General features: G+C 39.7%; 14 protein-coding genes. 7 read left to right on the forward strand and 7 right to left on the reverse strand.

The window, feature by feature from the left end:
• The first annotated feature begins 355 nt into the window (after positions 1-355).
• A complete protein-coding gene (locus tag H5203_RS22725; protein ID WP_259401882.1) occupies positions 356-766 on the forward strand; it encodes a GAF domain-containing protein in 411 nt (136 codons plus the stop codon).
• A gap of 12 nt (positions 767-778) precedes the next feature.
• Entirely contained in the window at positions 779-1,588 is an 810-nt protein-coding gene (locus tag H5203_RS00865; protein WP_259401883.1) for an EAL domain-containing protein, read from the forward strand.
• Positions 1,589-1,599: 11 nt separating this feature from the next.
• On the opposite strand, the gene H5203_RS00870 is transcribed toward H5203_RS00865, so the two are convergent.
• The 6 genes from H5203_RS00870 to H5203_RS00895 all read right to left on the reverse strand — a co-directional run bounded on the left by H5203_RS00870 (position 1,600) and on the right by H5203_RS00895 (position 7,034).
• Complete coding sequence (locus H5203_RS00870) at positions 1,600-2,112, reverse strand: MgtC/SapB family protein (protein ID WP_145233140.1); 513 nt, start codon at positions 2,110-2,112, stop codon at positions 1,600-1,602.
• Between the two features lie 14 nt (positions 2,113-2,126).
• A complete protein-coding gene (rimI, locus tag H5203_RS00875) occupies positions 2,127-3,233 on the reverse strand; it encodes a ribosomal protein S18-alanine N-acetyltransferase (protein WP_145233139.1) in 1,107 nt (368 codons plus the stop codon).
• Positions 3,233-4,627 (reverse strand): RimK family protein, encoded by a 1,395-nt coding sequence (locus tag H5203_RS00880; protein ID WP_182819202.1) that lies wholly within the window; start codon positions 4,625-4,627, stop codon positions 3,233-3,235. The genes rimI and H5203_RS00880 overlap by 1 nt, the downstream gene beginning before the upstream one ends.
• 257 nt (positions 4,628-4,884) lie before the next feature.
• Complete coding sequence (locus H5203_RS00885) at positions 4,885-5,361, reverse strand: GreA/GreB family elongation factor (protein ID WP_145233137.1); 477 nt, start codon at positions 5,359-5,361, stop codon at positions 4,885-4,887.
• Positions 5,362-5,566: 205 nt separating this feature from the next.
• Complete coding sequence (locus tag H5203_RS00890) at positions 5,567-6,235, reverse strand: DUF2987 domain-containing protein (protein WP_145233136.1); 669 nt, start codon at positions 6,233-6,235, stop codon at positions 5,567-5,569.
• Positions 6,228-7,034: a glucosaminidase domain-containing protein gene (locus H5203_RS00895; RefSeq protein WP_145233135.1), complete on the reverse strand. Its 807-nt coding sequence runs from the start codon at positions 7,032-7,034 to the stop codon at positions 6,228-6,230. The genes H5203_RS00890 and H5203_RS00895 overlap by 8 nt, the downstream gene beginning before the upstream one ends.
• Before the next feature lie 176 nt (positions 7,035-7,210).
• Here H5203_RS00895 and H5203_RS00900 point away from each other — a divergent pair, with 176 nt between their 5' ends.
• A complete protein-coding gene (locus tag H5203_RS00900; RefSeq protein ID WP_182819203.1) occupies positions 7,211-8,500 on the forward strand; it encodes an anti-phage deoxyguanosine triphosphatase in 1,290 nt (429 codons plus the stop codon).
• Between the two features lie 85 nt (positions 8,501-8,585).
• On the opposite strand, the gene H5203_RS00905 is transcribed toward H5203_RS00900, so the two are convergent.
• Entirely contained in the window at positions 8,586-10,748 is a 2,163-nt protein-coding gene (locus tag H5203_RS00905) for a prolyl oligopeptidase family protein (RefSeq protein ID WP_182819204.1), read from the reverse strand.
• Positions 10,749-10,900: 152 nt separating this feature from the next.
• Here H5203_RS00905 and H5203_RS00910 point away from each other — a divergent pair, with 152 nt between their 5' ends.
• The 4 genes from H5203_RS00910 to hflD all read left to right on the forward strand — a co-directional run bounded on the left by H5203_RS00910 (position 10,901) and on the right by hflD (position 15,451).
• Positions 10,901-11,212 (forward strand): DUF962 domain-containing protein, encoded by a 312-nt coding sequence (locus H5203_RS00910; protein WP_149982533.1) that lies wholly within the window; start codon positions 10,901-10,903, stop codon positions 11,210-11,212.
• 113 nt (positions 11,213-11,325) lie between these two features.
• A complete protein-coding gene (locus tag H5203_RS00915) occupies positions 11,326-13,173 on the forward strand; it encodes an ABC transporter ATP-binding protein (protein ID WP_145233131.1) in 1,848 nt (615 codons plus the stop codon).
• 575 nt (positions 13,174-13,748) lie between these two features.
• Positions 13,749-14,849: a tRNA 2-thiouridine(34) synthase MnmA gene (mnmA, locus tag H5203_RS00920; protein ID WP_145233130.1), complete on the forward strand. Its 1,101-nt coding sequence runs from the start codon at positions 13,749-13,751 to the stop codon at positions 14,847-14,849.
• Positions 14,849-15,451, forward strand: a complete 603-nt coding sequence (hflD, locus tag H5203_RS00925; protein ID WP_149982535.1) for a high frequency lysogenization protein HflD — start codon at positions 14,849-14,851, stop codon at positions 15,449-15,451. The genes mnmA and hflD overlap by 1 nt, the downstream gene beginning before the upstream one ends.
• The last annotated feature ends 12 nt before the right edge of the window (positions 15,452-15,463 follow it).

Consider the following 15,463-nt stretch of genomic DNA (forward strand, 5'->3'; position numbering starts at 1 on the left):
ACCTAAATAAATAATCACTGGTTATTAGCGCAGTCAGATTCATATTTTTTACAAATCTTACCATCCCCAAATATTATACCTACTGAAACGCTAAAATAACAAAAGCATAAGGCTTACTCTTATTATTACGATAAGCGTACGACAAGGACCATCTAAGTGCCGGACTTTCTAGGCCATTAACGACCGATTTAATCGCGCAGGACTGCAAATCTATAAACGAGCTAGTCCCTCCCTGAATTATAGATAGAGAAAACTGAACTAAGCAGCAAATAAAATCAAACGCTAATTAGACGTTTATATCTATATAAATTATAGTAATAGCATTAAAAGTGCTAAAAAATCACATGGAGGCGCCATGACGGCAAATTTTAGCGATGTGCTTTTGGATCAAAAAGATAATTCGTCAATCGATGCTAAATTGACAAATTTGCTGGGATTAGTGCGCAAACATTTAAATATGGATGTTGCTTTTATTTCAGAGTTTATTAACGATGAACGCGTTTTCAAAGTTGTCGATAATCCATCAGCAAATAAAACGGTTAAAGTGGGCAATTCCGATCCTATTAATGAAACATATTGCCATAAAATCACTGAGAAACAGCTTAGCCCTATTATTACCAATTCAAAAATAAATCCAATTACTCAAATAATGCCAGTAACCGACAAGTTAAACATAGGCGCTTATATTGGTGTGCCTATCAATCTTTCAAATGGTAAATTATATGGTACGTTTTGTTGTTACAAATCGCATCATGATGAAAGCTAAAACGAGCGGGACTTGTCTTTTTTAAACATGATCTCTGAAATTGCAACTGGATTAATTGAAAAAAACCTGCATAACACTGCATTGCATAGCCAAACCAAATTAGCAATTGATGAGGTTATTGCAAGCAACAGTATAAGTATTTATTTTCAGCCTATTTTTAATCTATTTAGTAATGAAATTGCGGGCTTTGAATCACTGTCGCGCTTTTTTACCAAACCTTATAAAACACCTGATCTCTGGTTTAAAGAGGCAACAGATGTGGGCCTAGGTGAATCTCTGGAAATGCTGGCGATAAAAAACAGCCTCGCCTATATTGCGCAATTTAATGACACCACTTATATCGCCATTAATTGTTCACCATCCCATATACTCTCGGGTGCACTTGAATATACTCTGCAAGGAGCCGATTGTTCAAGGTTGGTATTAGAAATAACTGAACATTCACCAATATCAGACTATACAGTAATGCGAGCTGCATTAGCGCCACTGCGAAAAAAAGGGCTACGTTTGGCTATTGATGATGTAGGTGCTGGCTTTTCGTCGTTTCAACATATTTTAGAACTGGAAGCCGACATTATTAAATTAGATATCAGCCTTACTCAAAATATAAATAAAGACAATCGTAAGTTTTTACTGGCCAAGGCACTGTGTGGCTTTGCTAAAGCAATAGACTGTTCGATTGTTGCCGAAGGCATTGAAACGCAAGCAGAGCTTAACGCATTAAGAAAATTAAATGTTGATAATGTGCAAGGTTACTTTATTGGCCGCCCAGCTCCTATTGAAGATGCATTGAGCTATCAAAGCATGACTTTATCAACATAAAAACGCCACTCTTAGTGGCGTTCTGATTCGTTAATTTCTTTTCGATAGTATCGTTTGTGATAACTTTTAACTTTAGCGTGTACACCTTTACTTAAGCTTTTAAACTTAGCTTCAAGGACATCTACACCATATAAAATGCCCACCACCAAAATGGATAGTTTAATAGCTGCCAATAAATTATCGGTTGCAATCACTACACCAATAGATGCCAAAACCCAGATAGTTGCCGCAGATGTTACCCCAACCACAGCGCCATCTTTAGCGAGCATCACTCCAGCACCTAAAAAGCCGATGCCAGTAATAATTTGACCAACCACGCGCGAGTGGTCAATCACATCACCATGGAGCATAAACGCCGTGGCTAAAAACAAATAAGTACCTAATATAATCAGTACTGAGGTTCTTATTCCTACTGGTTTGCCCCGTAACTGGCGTTCCATACCAATCAAAGCACCACAAAATGCAGCACTGCCTATTGCCGACCACGAATAGGGGGCGATATCTACTAATTCAAAAAAAGTCACTCAAAATCCTAAAATTACTGCATGTGTATAGCCAGTGCCGTACTCAAACGAGAACTACCGAAACTGGCCATTTTTAAAAAGTCACTCTTAGCGATGGGTACGTGTTGACAATCAATCGCCAGCTGTTTATCGCTTTCACAAAAAGGGTCATGGACATATAGACAATGCTCATCTAAATGCGTTACACACACCCAATGCGGTGACTTTTTACCATCAAAGCGATACGTACTGATCAATAGCACCACGGCCATTTTGGCTGCTAACCAGCGCTCTATGTGCTCAAGGGTTAAGTCTTGATACTTCACATCTAGTTTGTGATTAATTGCCTCAACCACAAATTGATTATGAACCGTGTGTAAAATTGCTTTCTTCTTATCACTTCTTACGCCATCAACAAACAATGTATCACGTGTATTAATAATCACATCGGCTGTAAAACCGCGTTTATTGGCAGCTAAAGCAAGTCCTAATGGATGACAACCACCATGACCAGAGGTCATAAAAATAGTGGTTGCTTCACGCCAAATATCAAGCTCATTCACTTGTGAAATAATCGCTTTTTTTATTGATGACATTGCCATTAATAATGCCGCTGGCCCGCAAGTAAATTCGGTAGTTTGCTGATACCAAGGCGTTTCACGCGAAAACTCAAGCTCATTGGTTTTACGAATGTTTTTTTGCATCCGCAAGGCATCACTATGATCATCATAATAGTCACTGTATTGCCCAAATACCCGATAGCCAAGCTTTTCATAAAGTGCGATTGCAGCTTTATTATTTACCGCCACTTCAAGACGCATAAATAACCGTCCGCGTTCAGCCGTTGCTCTTTCTAGTGCTTTCAAAAGCTGCTGAGCAACGCCTTTTCCTTGTGCATTTGGTGCAACTGCTAGCGAATATAAACGTGCTAAACGAGTGCCTTTATGACACCACACTAAGCCATAGCCGAGTAACTGTTGTTCTGACTCTGCAACCATTAAAATACCATGCTTGGCTGCAATCCAGCGCTTAAAGCTACGCGCACTTAATCTATCTTGATTAAAACTTTGCTGCTCTATCTCAAGTAACGCTTTTAAATCGCTATCTGTGGCAGCGCGAACTGCCACACTATGCTCGGTCATTAACTTCGACCTCGTGCTTCGAGGCGTTGTTTAAATTCTTCCATAATGATCATATAAAGTTCATCACCTAAGTAACCATCTTCTACTTTATGGTCAATACTTGGGTTATCGTTTACTTCAAGCACATATGCACGGCCTTGGTGTTCTTTAACATCCACACCATAGAGCCCTTTGCCCACAGTTTTACATGCTTTTAATGCCGCATCTAAAACTGCTTTTGGCAACTCAAAAGTAGGCAGTGTTTCAAAACCACCAGAGAAAAACCGTTTTGCATCATGATTATAAATTTGCCAATGATTACGCGCCATTAAATAACGGCATGCATAGATAGCACGACCATTTAAAACTCCTACTCGCCAATCGTATTCTGTGTACATATATTCTTGGGCTAGAACTAAAGCGCTAAATTCAAATAACTCAGCCAATTTTGCTGCCAGCTCATTGCGTTCAGTTACTTTGTAGACACCTTTTGAAAACGACCCTTCAGGCATTTTAAGCACTAATGGGTAAGTAAATGCCTCTTCAAGCTGACTGATGGTTTCATCACTTTGATCAGCTACTACCAAGGTTTTTAAGCTCGGTACTTTTTGATAATTAAACGCATCATGTAAATACACTTTATTACAACAGCGTAAAATAGACTCAGCATCATCAATCACCACTAACCCTAGGCTCTGCGCCTTACTTGCCAGACGGTAAGTTGGGTGGTCAATTGCAGTTGTTTGGCGAATAAATAGCGCATCAAACTGAGCGATATTATCTATTTCTTCAAAACTGAGCGCTTGAGCATAGATACCATGTTTAGCTGCCGCTTTAATAAAACGGGCTATTGCATCTTTATCGCTTGGTGGCACTTTTTCATTGTGATCAACTAAAATAGCCATATCCCAGCGGTAACGTTTTTGCGAACTGCTTATACGCCACTGTGTTTGCGTAAACTCAGTTAATTTAGCAACAAAGTCTTGATGCTGCTGAGTATTAAGCGACGCTAATGAACCTTGCTGTAACAGCCCGGCTTCATCTACAAATAAAATAGGCGCTGGATATTGTTTAAATACCGCTTTTGCTGCTTTGTTTTGTAGTTCATTTACTGCATGCCCAAAGTATAAGGCATCATCGAGATGGCCAACATTAAGCATCAAAGTTTGGCCATTACGTAGCGCATTAATCGTTTTTACGCTTGGCAATACTTGATGTTTACGTGCCTCAGCAAGTAATGAGCAATAATAGCCTTTACTCAAGTATTGGCTTGAGTCGCATAGATTAATAATGCGCGTTTTTGGCTCATTATGCTTTGGATAATCTCGTAAGTAGGTATTGAAGGTAATTACGTTTTCGAATGAGTGAGCAAGTGCCTGCTCGTTGTTATCAACCACAATCAAGGTTTTAAACACGACTTTTCCTAAAATAAGTCAAAATACAAATGTAAGAGTGAATATAAATAGAAACACCCATACTGCTAAGTCATCGTTGTGCAACACGTGTACTTAACAGGATGGGTGCTTTAGATTCAGCTACTGCTTAATCTACAGGTGATTTATAAAGGGTTTTTCGCTACCTTTCCAACGAGTAATTTTTAGCGTTAAGATAAGTAAATTTAATCAACCACAGTAAGATCAAAAAAAGCTGGTTAAAGCTCCTTTCAGCATCACTAACTTATTGAAATAATTTCTAATAACGTGGATTTATTCGCTATTGTAAAACTAAACTCATCACCTTGTTGCTTATCCATCAGTAATTGACCTAATGGTGACAGTGGTGTGAGAACATACACTGTAGTGTCTTTTATTTTAATGCTTAAACCACCAGAAAGTGGCCCTAAAAAATACCATTTTAGATTTTCGTCTTCATCGCAGATACAGACCAGCGAACCAATGGCAACTTTACTTGATACAGCGATTTTAAATGCCTTTTCAAACTCGATAATACTCAAATGGCAGTCATTCACACGCTGTGCTTGCCCTTGCGCTAAATAGGCAGCTTCTAGGCCTAATGTATCGTATTTATTTTCAGCAATATTTTCTTCATGAGTGGCGGTGTCATGGGCTGTCTTTGCAGCAGCCTGCGCGGTACTAAGTTGCGCCTCTAAAGCAAAACGCAGGCATTCAATCACATGGGTTTTATTCATATCTAAGGAATTATTTTAAATCTATAATGACTGTATTTTAACGTGCTTTGGGCTGCGTGTAACTCAATTGGCTAAAAACAAGGTTATTCATAGGCATTGATTAGTAAATATGGAAGGATATTTTTTAATTACTCTTGATTACTCTTGATTAGTAATAACATAAATCAAGCGCTGCTGTTAACAGCGCTTACTCAACTGTTTTTTACTACTTAGCAATCCATGGCGTTACTTTTAGTAATGGCACCGGCACAGTAAATGCTGTTTTATCGTCTTCCCACTGCTCAGTAACACTGACATGACAAATTGCTCCTTGGCAATCAAAAGCAGGATCGGCAATCGTCACTGGCTCTGCAAAAGTCAGCACCACACCTTGTTGTTCAGGCAATAAAAAGCTCATCAGTTTGCTAACAAAAAATCCCGACAGATCCGATAATAATTCATCAAACTCATCATTAAGCTGATACAACTGGTGTTTATTTAAATTACTATTATTGAACTCACGCGCCTCAATTTGCAGTTTTAACTGGCAATCATGGTTTTCATTTTGAGGCTCGATAACCACCACAGCTTTATTTGTATCAAGTTGTTTATCAAAAGGAAGTAAAAGCTGAGCATGCTCAGTATAATTAAGTGAAAATTCCTCTCGCTCAGTAATAATGCGCCCGGTTTTAATTAAACATTCGTCATTACTGGCAATGTCGGTGATGTAAAAATTGACCTGAGCAAATTGAAAATCACCTTTATTGACGACTTTTAAACGATCATAAAAGCCATCATAGGAAACCACAAACTCTTTTGCTTGCACAGTAAACGTTGCTATTAGTACAACGGCTAATGCCATAATATGACTGATACTACGTACTGGGTTATTCATCAAAGTAAGCTCTATTTTGGTTGATCATTTGATTTAATTCTTCGATATACGCTTCACCACGCTCGGAATAGGAGATTAATCCGTAACTTAGCTTAGTCGCTGAAATTGGCTTTTCTTGTAAACGCAAATCGGCGCGGATACTACGTAACTCTTTATAAGCTGCATGGGTATTAATATTTTTAAAATAAGAAGTCACGGCTGCTCGCACAGATTTAAATGCCGCCACTTCATGGTCTGCACCAGTATTACGACGATTAGGCACCATACCGCAGCCTTTGCTATAACACCACTGACCAAAAAAGTTTAATCCTATTCGAGCAAATCGAGACGTTCCCCATGCTGATTCGTTTGCCGCTTGCATCAGCGCTAGCTCTTTAGGAATAATATCAACTCGACGTAATGCCTGACGCAAAGACAAACTATCAATCGTTTCTGGTAATTTATAGCTGTTTAAAATCGTTTTAACTTGCTTAGTTTGCGTGCGACTTAATGGCTCATCGTATTGCACCATCATCAATGCAATCTCCAGCGTTGCCCGTTGCTGCAGGATTTTTTTATTTTCAGCCTCAACATGCGGCCGAATAAAGTTAAAAAAAGCATGTTTTTTTTCTTTTACATCACTAAAGCCGTTAAAATCAGGAAGCTTAACGTTATGTAATGGCTTTTCTTTCTTTTTGACTGGTGGCTTGATTAAGGCTGTTTCGCCCTCAATAGTTGAATTCGACCTTTCTATAAATGGGTAACTCAATGCCCAAATAAAAAATAGGCTAACGATTAAACGAAATAGATACTTAAGCATGTATTCTCTCAAAAAAACTAATGTTTATGCATGGTATATCCACACGCATCTGACCATTCATTATACCTAAGCACTCCAATAAAGGCGAATATACCCATTTGAAGGATTTATAATCTATAAAAATCGGCTACAATTAAGCGCATAAAAACGCTAAAGAAGTTACCGGATACCCATTAATGAAATTAGACTGGCAAAGCCGCATAATAAATCAAAACAAGTTTCGCCCTAATGACAATCGCTCAGCATGGCAAGTAGACCGCTCCCGGATAATCCATGCAGCTGCATTTAGACGTTTACAAGCTAAAACTCAGATAATGGGGATTGGCCTAAATGATTTTCATCGTACACGATTAACCCATTCTTTAGAGGTATCGCAAATTGGCAGTGGTTTACTTCGTCATTTAGAGAAACAACACCCTGACTTCACACATTTTCCCGACCCTAGTTTGCTTGAGACGCTTTGTTTGGCCCATGATATAGGCCATCCTCCTTATGGTCATGGCGGTGAAATTGCCCTTAACTACATGATGCGTGAACATGGTGGTTTTGAAGGCAATGCACAAACACTGCGCATTGTTTCAAGACTTGAACCATACAGTGATGGTCATGGTATGAACTTAACGCGCCGTACTTTGCTTGGCTTTATAAAATACCCGGCTTTTATTGATGACTTGTGGCACACCATCCCACATCATGATCCGCAACGTGCATTTATAAAAGCTAACGACTGGCGCCCAGCAAAAGGTTTATACAAGGATGATAAAGCGACCTTTGACTGGATTGTAGCGCCTTTATCTGACGCTGATAAACAACGCTTAGGCGATTTTAAGGCCGTCGATGAGTTTAGATCTAAAACCAGTTTTAAATCCCTTGATGCGGCCATTATGGAACTTGCCGACGATATCGCTTATGCCGTACATGACCTTGAAGACGCAATTGCAACAGAGCAAATCACCCTAAAAGAGTGGCAAAATCATGCCTTACCCGCACTTGAGCTTGTGCAATGTGAGTGGCTTAGCGACAGTAACTTAACCGAGCGGCTATTTTTAGGTAGCGAAGCACAACGTAAAGATGTGATTGGGGAATTAGTAAACTTATTTATTACTCAATCATCCATTGTGCACACAGAACTTGAGTTTGAAAATCCAATTTTAAATTACACCGTTGAATTACCGCACAGTTATCAGCATTTACTTGAGACGTTAAAGTCATTTATTTATCAACGACTCATTCGTGCTTCACATATGCAGCAAATTGAGTTTAAAGGACAAAAATTAATTATTGAATTATTTGAAGCATTTGCCTGCGAACCATTACGACTATTACCTGAAACCACAGCAAATGTGTTTCGCCTAGCACAACAACAAAATGGTAATACACACAGAGTAATTTGTGATTATTTAAGTGGTATGACTGACGAATATGCGTTTAAAACACACCAACGCCTTTTTTCAAGTAATAGCTAATTAATACTCTTGCGTTGCAAAGTCCCACTGCGCAACCTTAAAAACACCGAAAAAATCGCTTCGGTGTTTTATTTATATTATTCAATTACAGTGATTTGATACCCATGTTATAAAGGGTGAAACCGTAAATATCTGCATATTGATCAATAATTTTACTGGTTGGTGTACCTGCACCATGACCCGCATTAGTTTCAATACGGATAAGGTATGGATTGTTCCCTGCACCTTTGGCTTGTAGCTCCGCTGCAAACTTATAAGAGTGAGCTGGCACCACACGGTCATCGTGATCGCCTGTGGTGATCAAGGTCGCTGGGTATTTAACCCCAGCTTTTACATTATGAACTGGCGAGTAGCCTTTTAAGTAATCAAACATTTCTTTACTTTGCTCACTCGTACCATAGTCATATGCCCAGCCAGCTCCGGCGGTAAAAGTGTGATACCGTAACATATCAAGTACGCCTACTGCAGGTAGTGCGACTTTAAATAACTCAGGGCGCTGAGTCATGACCGCGCCAACTAATAAACCGCCATTTGAACCACCGCGAACGGCTAGGTAATCACTTGATGTGTATTTCTCTGCGTTTAAATACTCAGCAGCAGCTATAAAATCATCAAATACATTTTGCTTTTTAAGTTGTGTACCCGCATCATGCCACTGTTTACCGTATTCACCGCCACCACGAATATTAGCCACGGCGTAGACACCCCCTTGCTCAAGCCAAGCAGCAATGGTTGAACTAAAGCTTGGCGTCATGCTGGCATTAAAACCGCCATAACCATATAGAATAGTTGGGTTAGTACCATCACGTTTTAAATCTTTTCTATAGGAGATGATCATCGGTACTTTAGTGCCATCTTTGGAACTATAAAATACTTGTTCAGAAGTATATGCCGCAGAATCAAACTGCGCCCCAGATTTACGGTAAACGTCTGAGTTACCAGTATTTACATCAAACGCATAGGTATTGCCCGGCGTTGTGTAATTAGCGAATGAATAATAAAGCGTACTACTTTCTTTTTTACCACTGAAACCACGAGCGGTACCCACACCGGGTAAACTAATTTCACGAACTAACTTGCCAGCTTTGTCATATTGTTGCACTTTAGAAATGGCATCAACCATGTATTTTGCAAAAAAGAAATCCCCCCCTTTAGACATACTCAATACATTATCTGTTTCTGGGATCAAATCTTGCCAATACTCAACAGTTGGGTTTGCGGCGTCTACCGTCACTACTTTCTTATTCGGCGCATTTAAGTTTGTTACTAAAAATAACTTACTGCCGTCGTTATCTAAAACGTAAGTGTCTGAATCTGTATTATCAAGCACTGTGACAAGTTTGCTGTCTGGCTTGGTTAAATCTTTAATAAACAGTTTATTACCAGATGTTGAAACACTAGCAGAAATCAATAAGTAGCGATTATCACGCGTTACCGAGGCACCAATATAGCGATGTTTTTGTTCCTCAGAGCCACCATATATAAGTTCATCGGTTGTTTGTGCAGTTCCTAATTTATGGTAATACACTTTGTGTTGATCAGTTTTTGCCGAGAGTTCACTGCCTTTAGGTTTATCGTAGCTTGAGTAATAAAAACCATCGTTGCCAACCCAAGCAATACCACTGAACTTTATATCGATTAATGCACTTTCAATTTGCTCTTTACTTTGCGTATCAATAATAATGACTTTACGCCAATCACTGCCACCTTCAGAGATCTGATAAGCTGCTAGCGAACCATCTTCAGAGAAAGTCAGACCAGACATTGAAGTTGTACCATCTTCGCTAAACTTATTTGGATCGAGGAAAACCTCTGCTTCGCCCTTGCCTTTACTACGATAAAGTACATATTGGTTCTGTAGGCCATCATTTTTATAAAAGTAGGTGTATTCACCTTCAGTAAATGGAGCCGTTACTTTTTCGTAATTCATTAGCTTTTCAAGGCTGGCTTTTAATTTATCCCGGTACGGGATATTTTCAAGATATGAAAAAGTCAGTTCATTTTGTGTTTTAACCCACTTAGCCGTATCACTGCTCATATCATCTTCTAACCAACGGTATGGATCAGCCACTTTCTCGTCAAAGTACTGATCAACCACAGTCCCTTTTTTTGTTTCTGGGTAAGTGATAGATTGGTTAGCAGTTATCGGTGCTGCTGCATTATTTTGATTGTTTGTTGATATTGATGTCGATTCAGAACAACCCCAAAGCGCAACTAACACCGCGCAAGTAATGGCTTTTTTTAACATGATTATGATCTTTTAATTATTTGTTAGACTCATAACGGTATAAATTTGTCGTAAGTATGTCTAGTAGTATGAGATCAAAGCGCCTAATATCTGTAAAGAAATGTAAAACTAAATATTTAAAACCAGTCAATAGCATTAACAAGATATGTGATATGAAAAGTACACCAGAATTTACTAGCTTTAAAAAGTTTTACCCATACTACTTACAAGAACATAAAAATATTACCTGCAAACGGTTACATTTTTTTGGTAGCTCTTTGGTGCTTATTATCGTTTTGTATGTGCTGTATAGCCAACAATTTATGCTGTTGTGGTTGCTACCCATTATTGGTTATGGTTTTGCCTGGGTTGGTCATTTCTTCTTTGAGAAAAACCGCCCTGCTACGTTCAAATACCCGTTTTATAGCTTATGGGCAGACTGGGTGATGTTTAAAGATATGCTGATTGGCAAAATAAAATGGTAGTCACTGTTGTTTTGTAATAACCGACAAACAAGCAAAAAGATCATTATGCAAACCTGTTTTTGTCGCTTTTCAGTGATATAGTTAACGCCATTTTTGCTATTCAAGATATTAAAATGTATCGATTATTTGAGCGGATGATCAAGCCGTTTCCCGAACAAAAGCCAACCCAGCCTCCTGCGACGCTATTTGCATTTTGTCGTCACTACACTAAAGGTATGGAAGTCTCGCTATTTTTTATGTCGCTAAGCGCAGCATTGCTCGCGATTTTAGAAGTATCACTGTTTAGCTATATGGGCCAGCTTGTTGATTGGCTAAGTATCTACACCCCTGAAACATTATTTGTTGAGCAAAAATCTGAACTCATAAAAATGGCGATAGTGCTACTTGTTGTCCTACCTATCGTGGTGTTTTTTCATTCTGCGATATTGCACCAAGCCTTGTTAGGTAATTACCCGATGTCAATTCGTTGGTTAGCACATCGCTATTTGCTTCGCCAAAGTGTGAGCTTTTACCAAAATGAATTTGCAGGGCGCATCGCCACCAAAGTAATGCAAACATCCCTCGCGGTGCGTGAAACCGTGATGAAACTACTTGATGTATTAATGTATATCGTGGTTTATTTTGGCGCTATGGTGTTTTTAGTAGCCGAAGCCGATTGGCGCTTAATGCTTCCTTTGCTTGTATGGTTAGCTCTGTATATTTTGATCCAAATGTACTATGTACCTAAGCTCAAAAAAGTGGCTAGCTCGCAAGCAGACGCTCGCTCTGAGATGACCGGCCGAATAGTCGACAGTTACACTAATATTTCGACTATTAAATTGTTCTCATATACCCAACGTGAAGAGCAGTACGCAAAAGACAGCATGGATGTTTTTTTACAACCTGTGTATAAGCAAATGCGCTTAGTTACCAGTTTAAATTTTGCCATTCAAACGCTTAACTACTTTTTAGTATTTAGTGTTGCGGCATTATCTTTGTATTTATGGACTCTGAGCGCCATTAGTGCCGGCGCAATTGCAATTGCGGTAAGCTTAGCACTGCGTTTAAATGGCATGGCACAGTGGATCATGTGGGAAATTAGTGGCTTGTTTGAAAACATCGGCACTGTCGCTGATGGTATGAAAACGTTATCAAACCCAATTGAAGTCGATGATCTGCCTGATGCCAGCACATTAAGTGTAACCACAGGTGCAATTGACTTTAATAATGTGCATTTTAACTACGGTAAAGCCGCAAACGAAACGAATCGCGGCGCTGTTATCAATGGCTTAAATCTCAACATCAAGGCCGGAGAGAAAATAGGTCTTGTTGGTCGCTCTGGCGCTGGTAAGTCAACACTCGTTAATTTGTTGCTACGTTTTTACGATATTGATAGCGGTAGTATCAACATCGACGGCCAAGATATCTCAAAAGTGAGTCAAGAAAGCCTGCGTAAGTACATTGCGATGGTTACCCAAGATACTTCTTTACTGCATCGGACAGTCAAAGAAAATATCCTTTATGGCCGCCCAGATGCCAGCGATGAAGAAATGATGAAAGCGGCTAAACAAGCCAAAGCGCTAGAGTTTATTGATGACCTTGAAGATAGCAAAGGCAACAAAGGTTTTGCAGCTCAAGTGGGTGAGCGCGGCGTAAAACTCTCTGGAGGTCAACGCCAACGTATAGCCATAGCTCGGGTGCTGCTGAAAAACGCCCCGATATTAATTTTAGATGAAGCCACCAGCGCGCTCGATTCTGAAGTTGAAGCGGCTATTCAAGCTAGTCTTGATGATTTAATGACCGGTAAAACCGTCATTGCCATCGCGCATCGACTATCCACTATTGCACAAATGGATCGGCTCATCGTACTTGATGAGGGCGGCATTGTAGAGCTAGGTAGCCATGAAGAACTGCTGGCACAAAATGGTATTTATGCCGCGTTGTGGACACACCAAACCGGCGGGTTTATTGGTGTAGAATAATTTTTACCTAGCCATAACGCCTTAGTTAAGTTTCAAAATCCAAGCGCTGTTTTTTGAAACTTAACCAGCCAAGTGTCATTACGAAAATTTTTATCGTTTTTAATACAACTTAAAAACCATACCTTCCCTGCCAATTTGGCTATGAAACTGTTCCCTACAAAACTCATATTTTGGGTGGCTTGGCCGTCTCTTTATACCCAAACCACCTCAAGATGCGAGCGTCGTTGGAATTAAAAGCGATTTAGGCAAGGCATTGCTTGCAAGGAATAGTGGTTCTATTGTTAAAATCAATAACGCAGTATAAATCGCTTTAAACCAACCTGTTGGGAGTTTCACAGGCACTTACTCTCAGCGTTGTTACTTCTTAAAAGGGACTGCCATTGTTGCAAAGTAACGCCTTGATATTAAGCCCCTGTGAAACGCTGAATTCTGCACCTTGAGGTGGTTTGGGTATACTGCTATAATCGCGGCCTTTCATAGCCTGCGTAATTTGTCAGAGTGTCTCCTTTTAGCTCTATAATACGCGTATGCGCTAGTAGTTTAAATGACAGCAACCTGTATAAGCGAAATTATCCATGAGCGAAAATAGTCACATTAAAGTCATCGTTGGCATGTCCGGCGGTGTTGATTCTTCTGTATCAGCTTATTTATTAAAACAACAAGGCTATCAAGTTGAAGGCCTGTTTATGAAAAACTGGGAAGAAGATGATAATGATGAATATTGCGCTGCTGCCGACGATTTAAAAGACGCGCAAGCAGTCTGTGACAAGCTGGGGATTGAACTACACACAGTTAATTTTGCCGCAGAATATTGGGATAACGTATTTGAGTACTTTCTTGCTGAATATAAAGCAGGCCGTACGCCAAATCCTGACATCATGTGTAATAAAGAAATCAAATTCAAAGCTTTTTTAGAATTTGCAGCAACGGCGCTTGGCGCTGACTTTATAGCCACGGGCCATTATGTACGCCGTGAATTACGCGATGATAAATACGTTATGTGTCGTGGTCTTGATGATAACAAAGATCAAAGCTACTTTTTATACACATTAAGTCATGAACATATTGCACAAACGCTGTTCCCAGTTGGTGATATTGCCAAACCTGAAGTGCGCCGCATTGCTGAAGAACAAGACTTAATTACCCACGATAAAAAAGACAGTACCGGTATTTGCTTTATCGGTGAGCGTAAGTTTAAAGACTTCCTACAAAAATTCTTACCTGCACAACCGGGTGTTATTGAAGACACAGACGGTAACAACGTTGGTGAACACGAAGGCTTGATGTATCACACTCTCGGTCAACGTAAAGGTTTGCTAATTGGTGGCATGAAAGAAGGCTCTGGCGAACCATGGTATGTAGTAGATAAAGACTTAGAACGCAACGTATTGATTGTTGGTCAAGGTAAAGACCATCCGCGTCTTTACAGCAATGGACTAAATGCCAACCAATTACACTGGGTTGATCGTGTTGGACCAAAAGGTACCACCCGCTGCACGGTAAAAACTCGCTACCGTCAAGAAGACCTAAACTGTACGCTGCTCGTTGGCGATGATGGTTTTGCCCGAGTATTATTTGATGAACCACAAAAAGCAGTAACCCCAGGACAATCTGCGGTATTTTATGCCAACGAAATATGTTTAGGTGGCGGTATTATTGATTCGGTGATCAAATAATGAATGAACACCAAGTCATGGCATTAGCAGCCATGTGCCAAGTTGCTAAACAAGTTCAAAAAATAGCGCAGTACGGCAGTAGCAACGATTACGAATTAGAAAAACTATTAACCAGTATTGTACAAACCTCCCCTGATTCACCCAGTGATGTGTATCAAGGCACTGAGAATCTAAGAGATGGTTATAAAATCTTACTTGATCAACTAAGTGCAGGTGAAAAGAAAGATGTTGAAATCGTCAAATACGTTGGCGGTTTAATGCAACTTGAGCGTGCACTGAGCGCAAAAGCAAGTAGCTTAGCAGAGCTTGGTAAAAGCATTGATGATATCAAGCGACGTCTTGATCACTTTGCTATTACTGATGACACTGTTATTACGGCTCTTGCCGATATTTATTCAAAGGTGCTTAGCCCCCTAGGGCACCGAATTCAGGTTTATGGCAAGCCTGACTTACTAAAACAGCAATTAGTACAACACAAAATACGTGCATTATTATTAGCAGGTATTCGCAGTGCAGTATTATGGCGACAAATGGGCGGTAAACGCCGTCACTTTTTCTTTGCGAAAAGAAGAATTATCGCCATTGCTAAAAACCATATTTAATTATCGTTCAAA

The organism is Pseudoalteromonas sp. SG41-1 (genome assembly GCF_014164575.1).
Lineage (GTDB): Bacteria > Pseudomonadota > Gammaproteobacteria > Enterobacterales > Alteromonadaceae > Pseudoalteromonas > Pseudoalteromonas rhizosphaerae.

Bases quoted from the DNA above. Each gene is read 5' to 3' on its own strand.
- H5203_RS00905 (WP_182819204.1), bottom strand. From the start codon at position 10,748: ATGTTAAAAAAAGCCATTACTTGCGCGGTGTTAGTTGCGCTTTGGGGT.
- H5203_RS00890 (WP_145233136.1), bottom strand. From the start codon at position 6,235: ATGAATAACCCAGTACGTAGTATCAGTCATATTATGGCATTAGCCGTT.
- H5203_RS00910 (WP_149982533.1), top strand. From the start codon at position 10,901: ATGAAAAGTACACCAGAATTTACTAGCTTTAAAAAGTTTTACCCATAC.
- H5203_RS22725 (WP_259401882.1), top strand. From the start codon at position 356: ATGACGGCAAATTTTAGCGATGTGCTTTTGGATCAAAAAGATAATTCG.
- mnmA (WP_145233130.1), top strand. From the start codon at position 13,749: ATGAGCGAAAATAGTCACATTAAAGTCATCGTTGGCATGTCCGGCGGT.
- H5203_RS00885 (WP_145233137.1), bottom strand. From the start codon at position 5,361: ATGAATAAAACCCATGTGATTGAATGCCTGCGTTTTGCTTTAGAGGCG.
- hflD (WP_149982535.1), top strand. From the start codon at position 14,849: ATGAATGAACACCAAGTCATGGCATTAGCAGCCATGTGCCAAGTTGCT.
- H5203_RS00915 (WP_145233131.1), top strand. From the start codon at position 11,326: ATGTATCGATTATTTGAGCGGATGATCAAGCCGTTTCCCGAACAAAAG.
- rimI (WP_145233139.1), bottom strand. From the start codon at position 3,233: ATGACCGAGCATAGTGTGGCAGTTCGCGCTGCCACAGATAGCGATTTA.
- H5203_RS00900 (WP_182819203.1), top strand. From the start codon at position 7,211: ATGAAATTAGACTGGCAAAGCCGCATAATAAATCAAAACAAGTTTCGC.
- H5203_RS00895 (WP_145233135.1), bottom strand. From the start codon at position 7,034: ATGCTTAAGTATCTATTTCGTTTAATCGTTAGCCTATTTTTTATTTGG.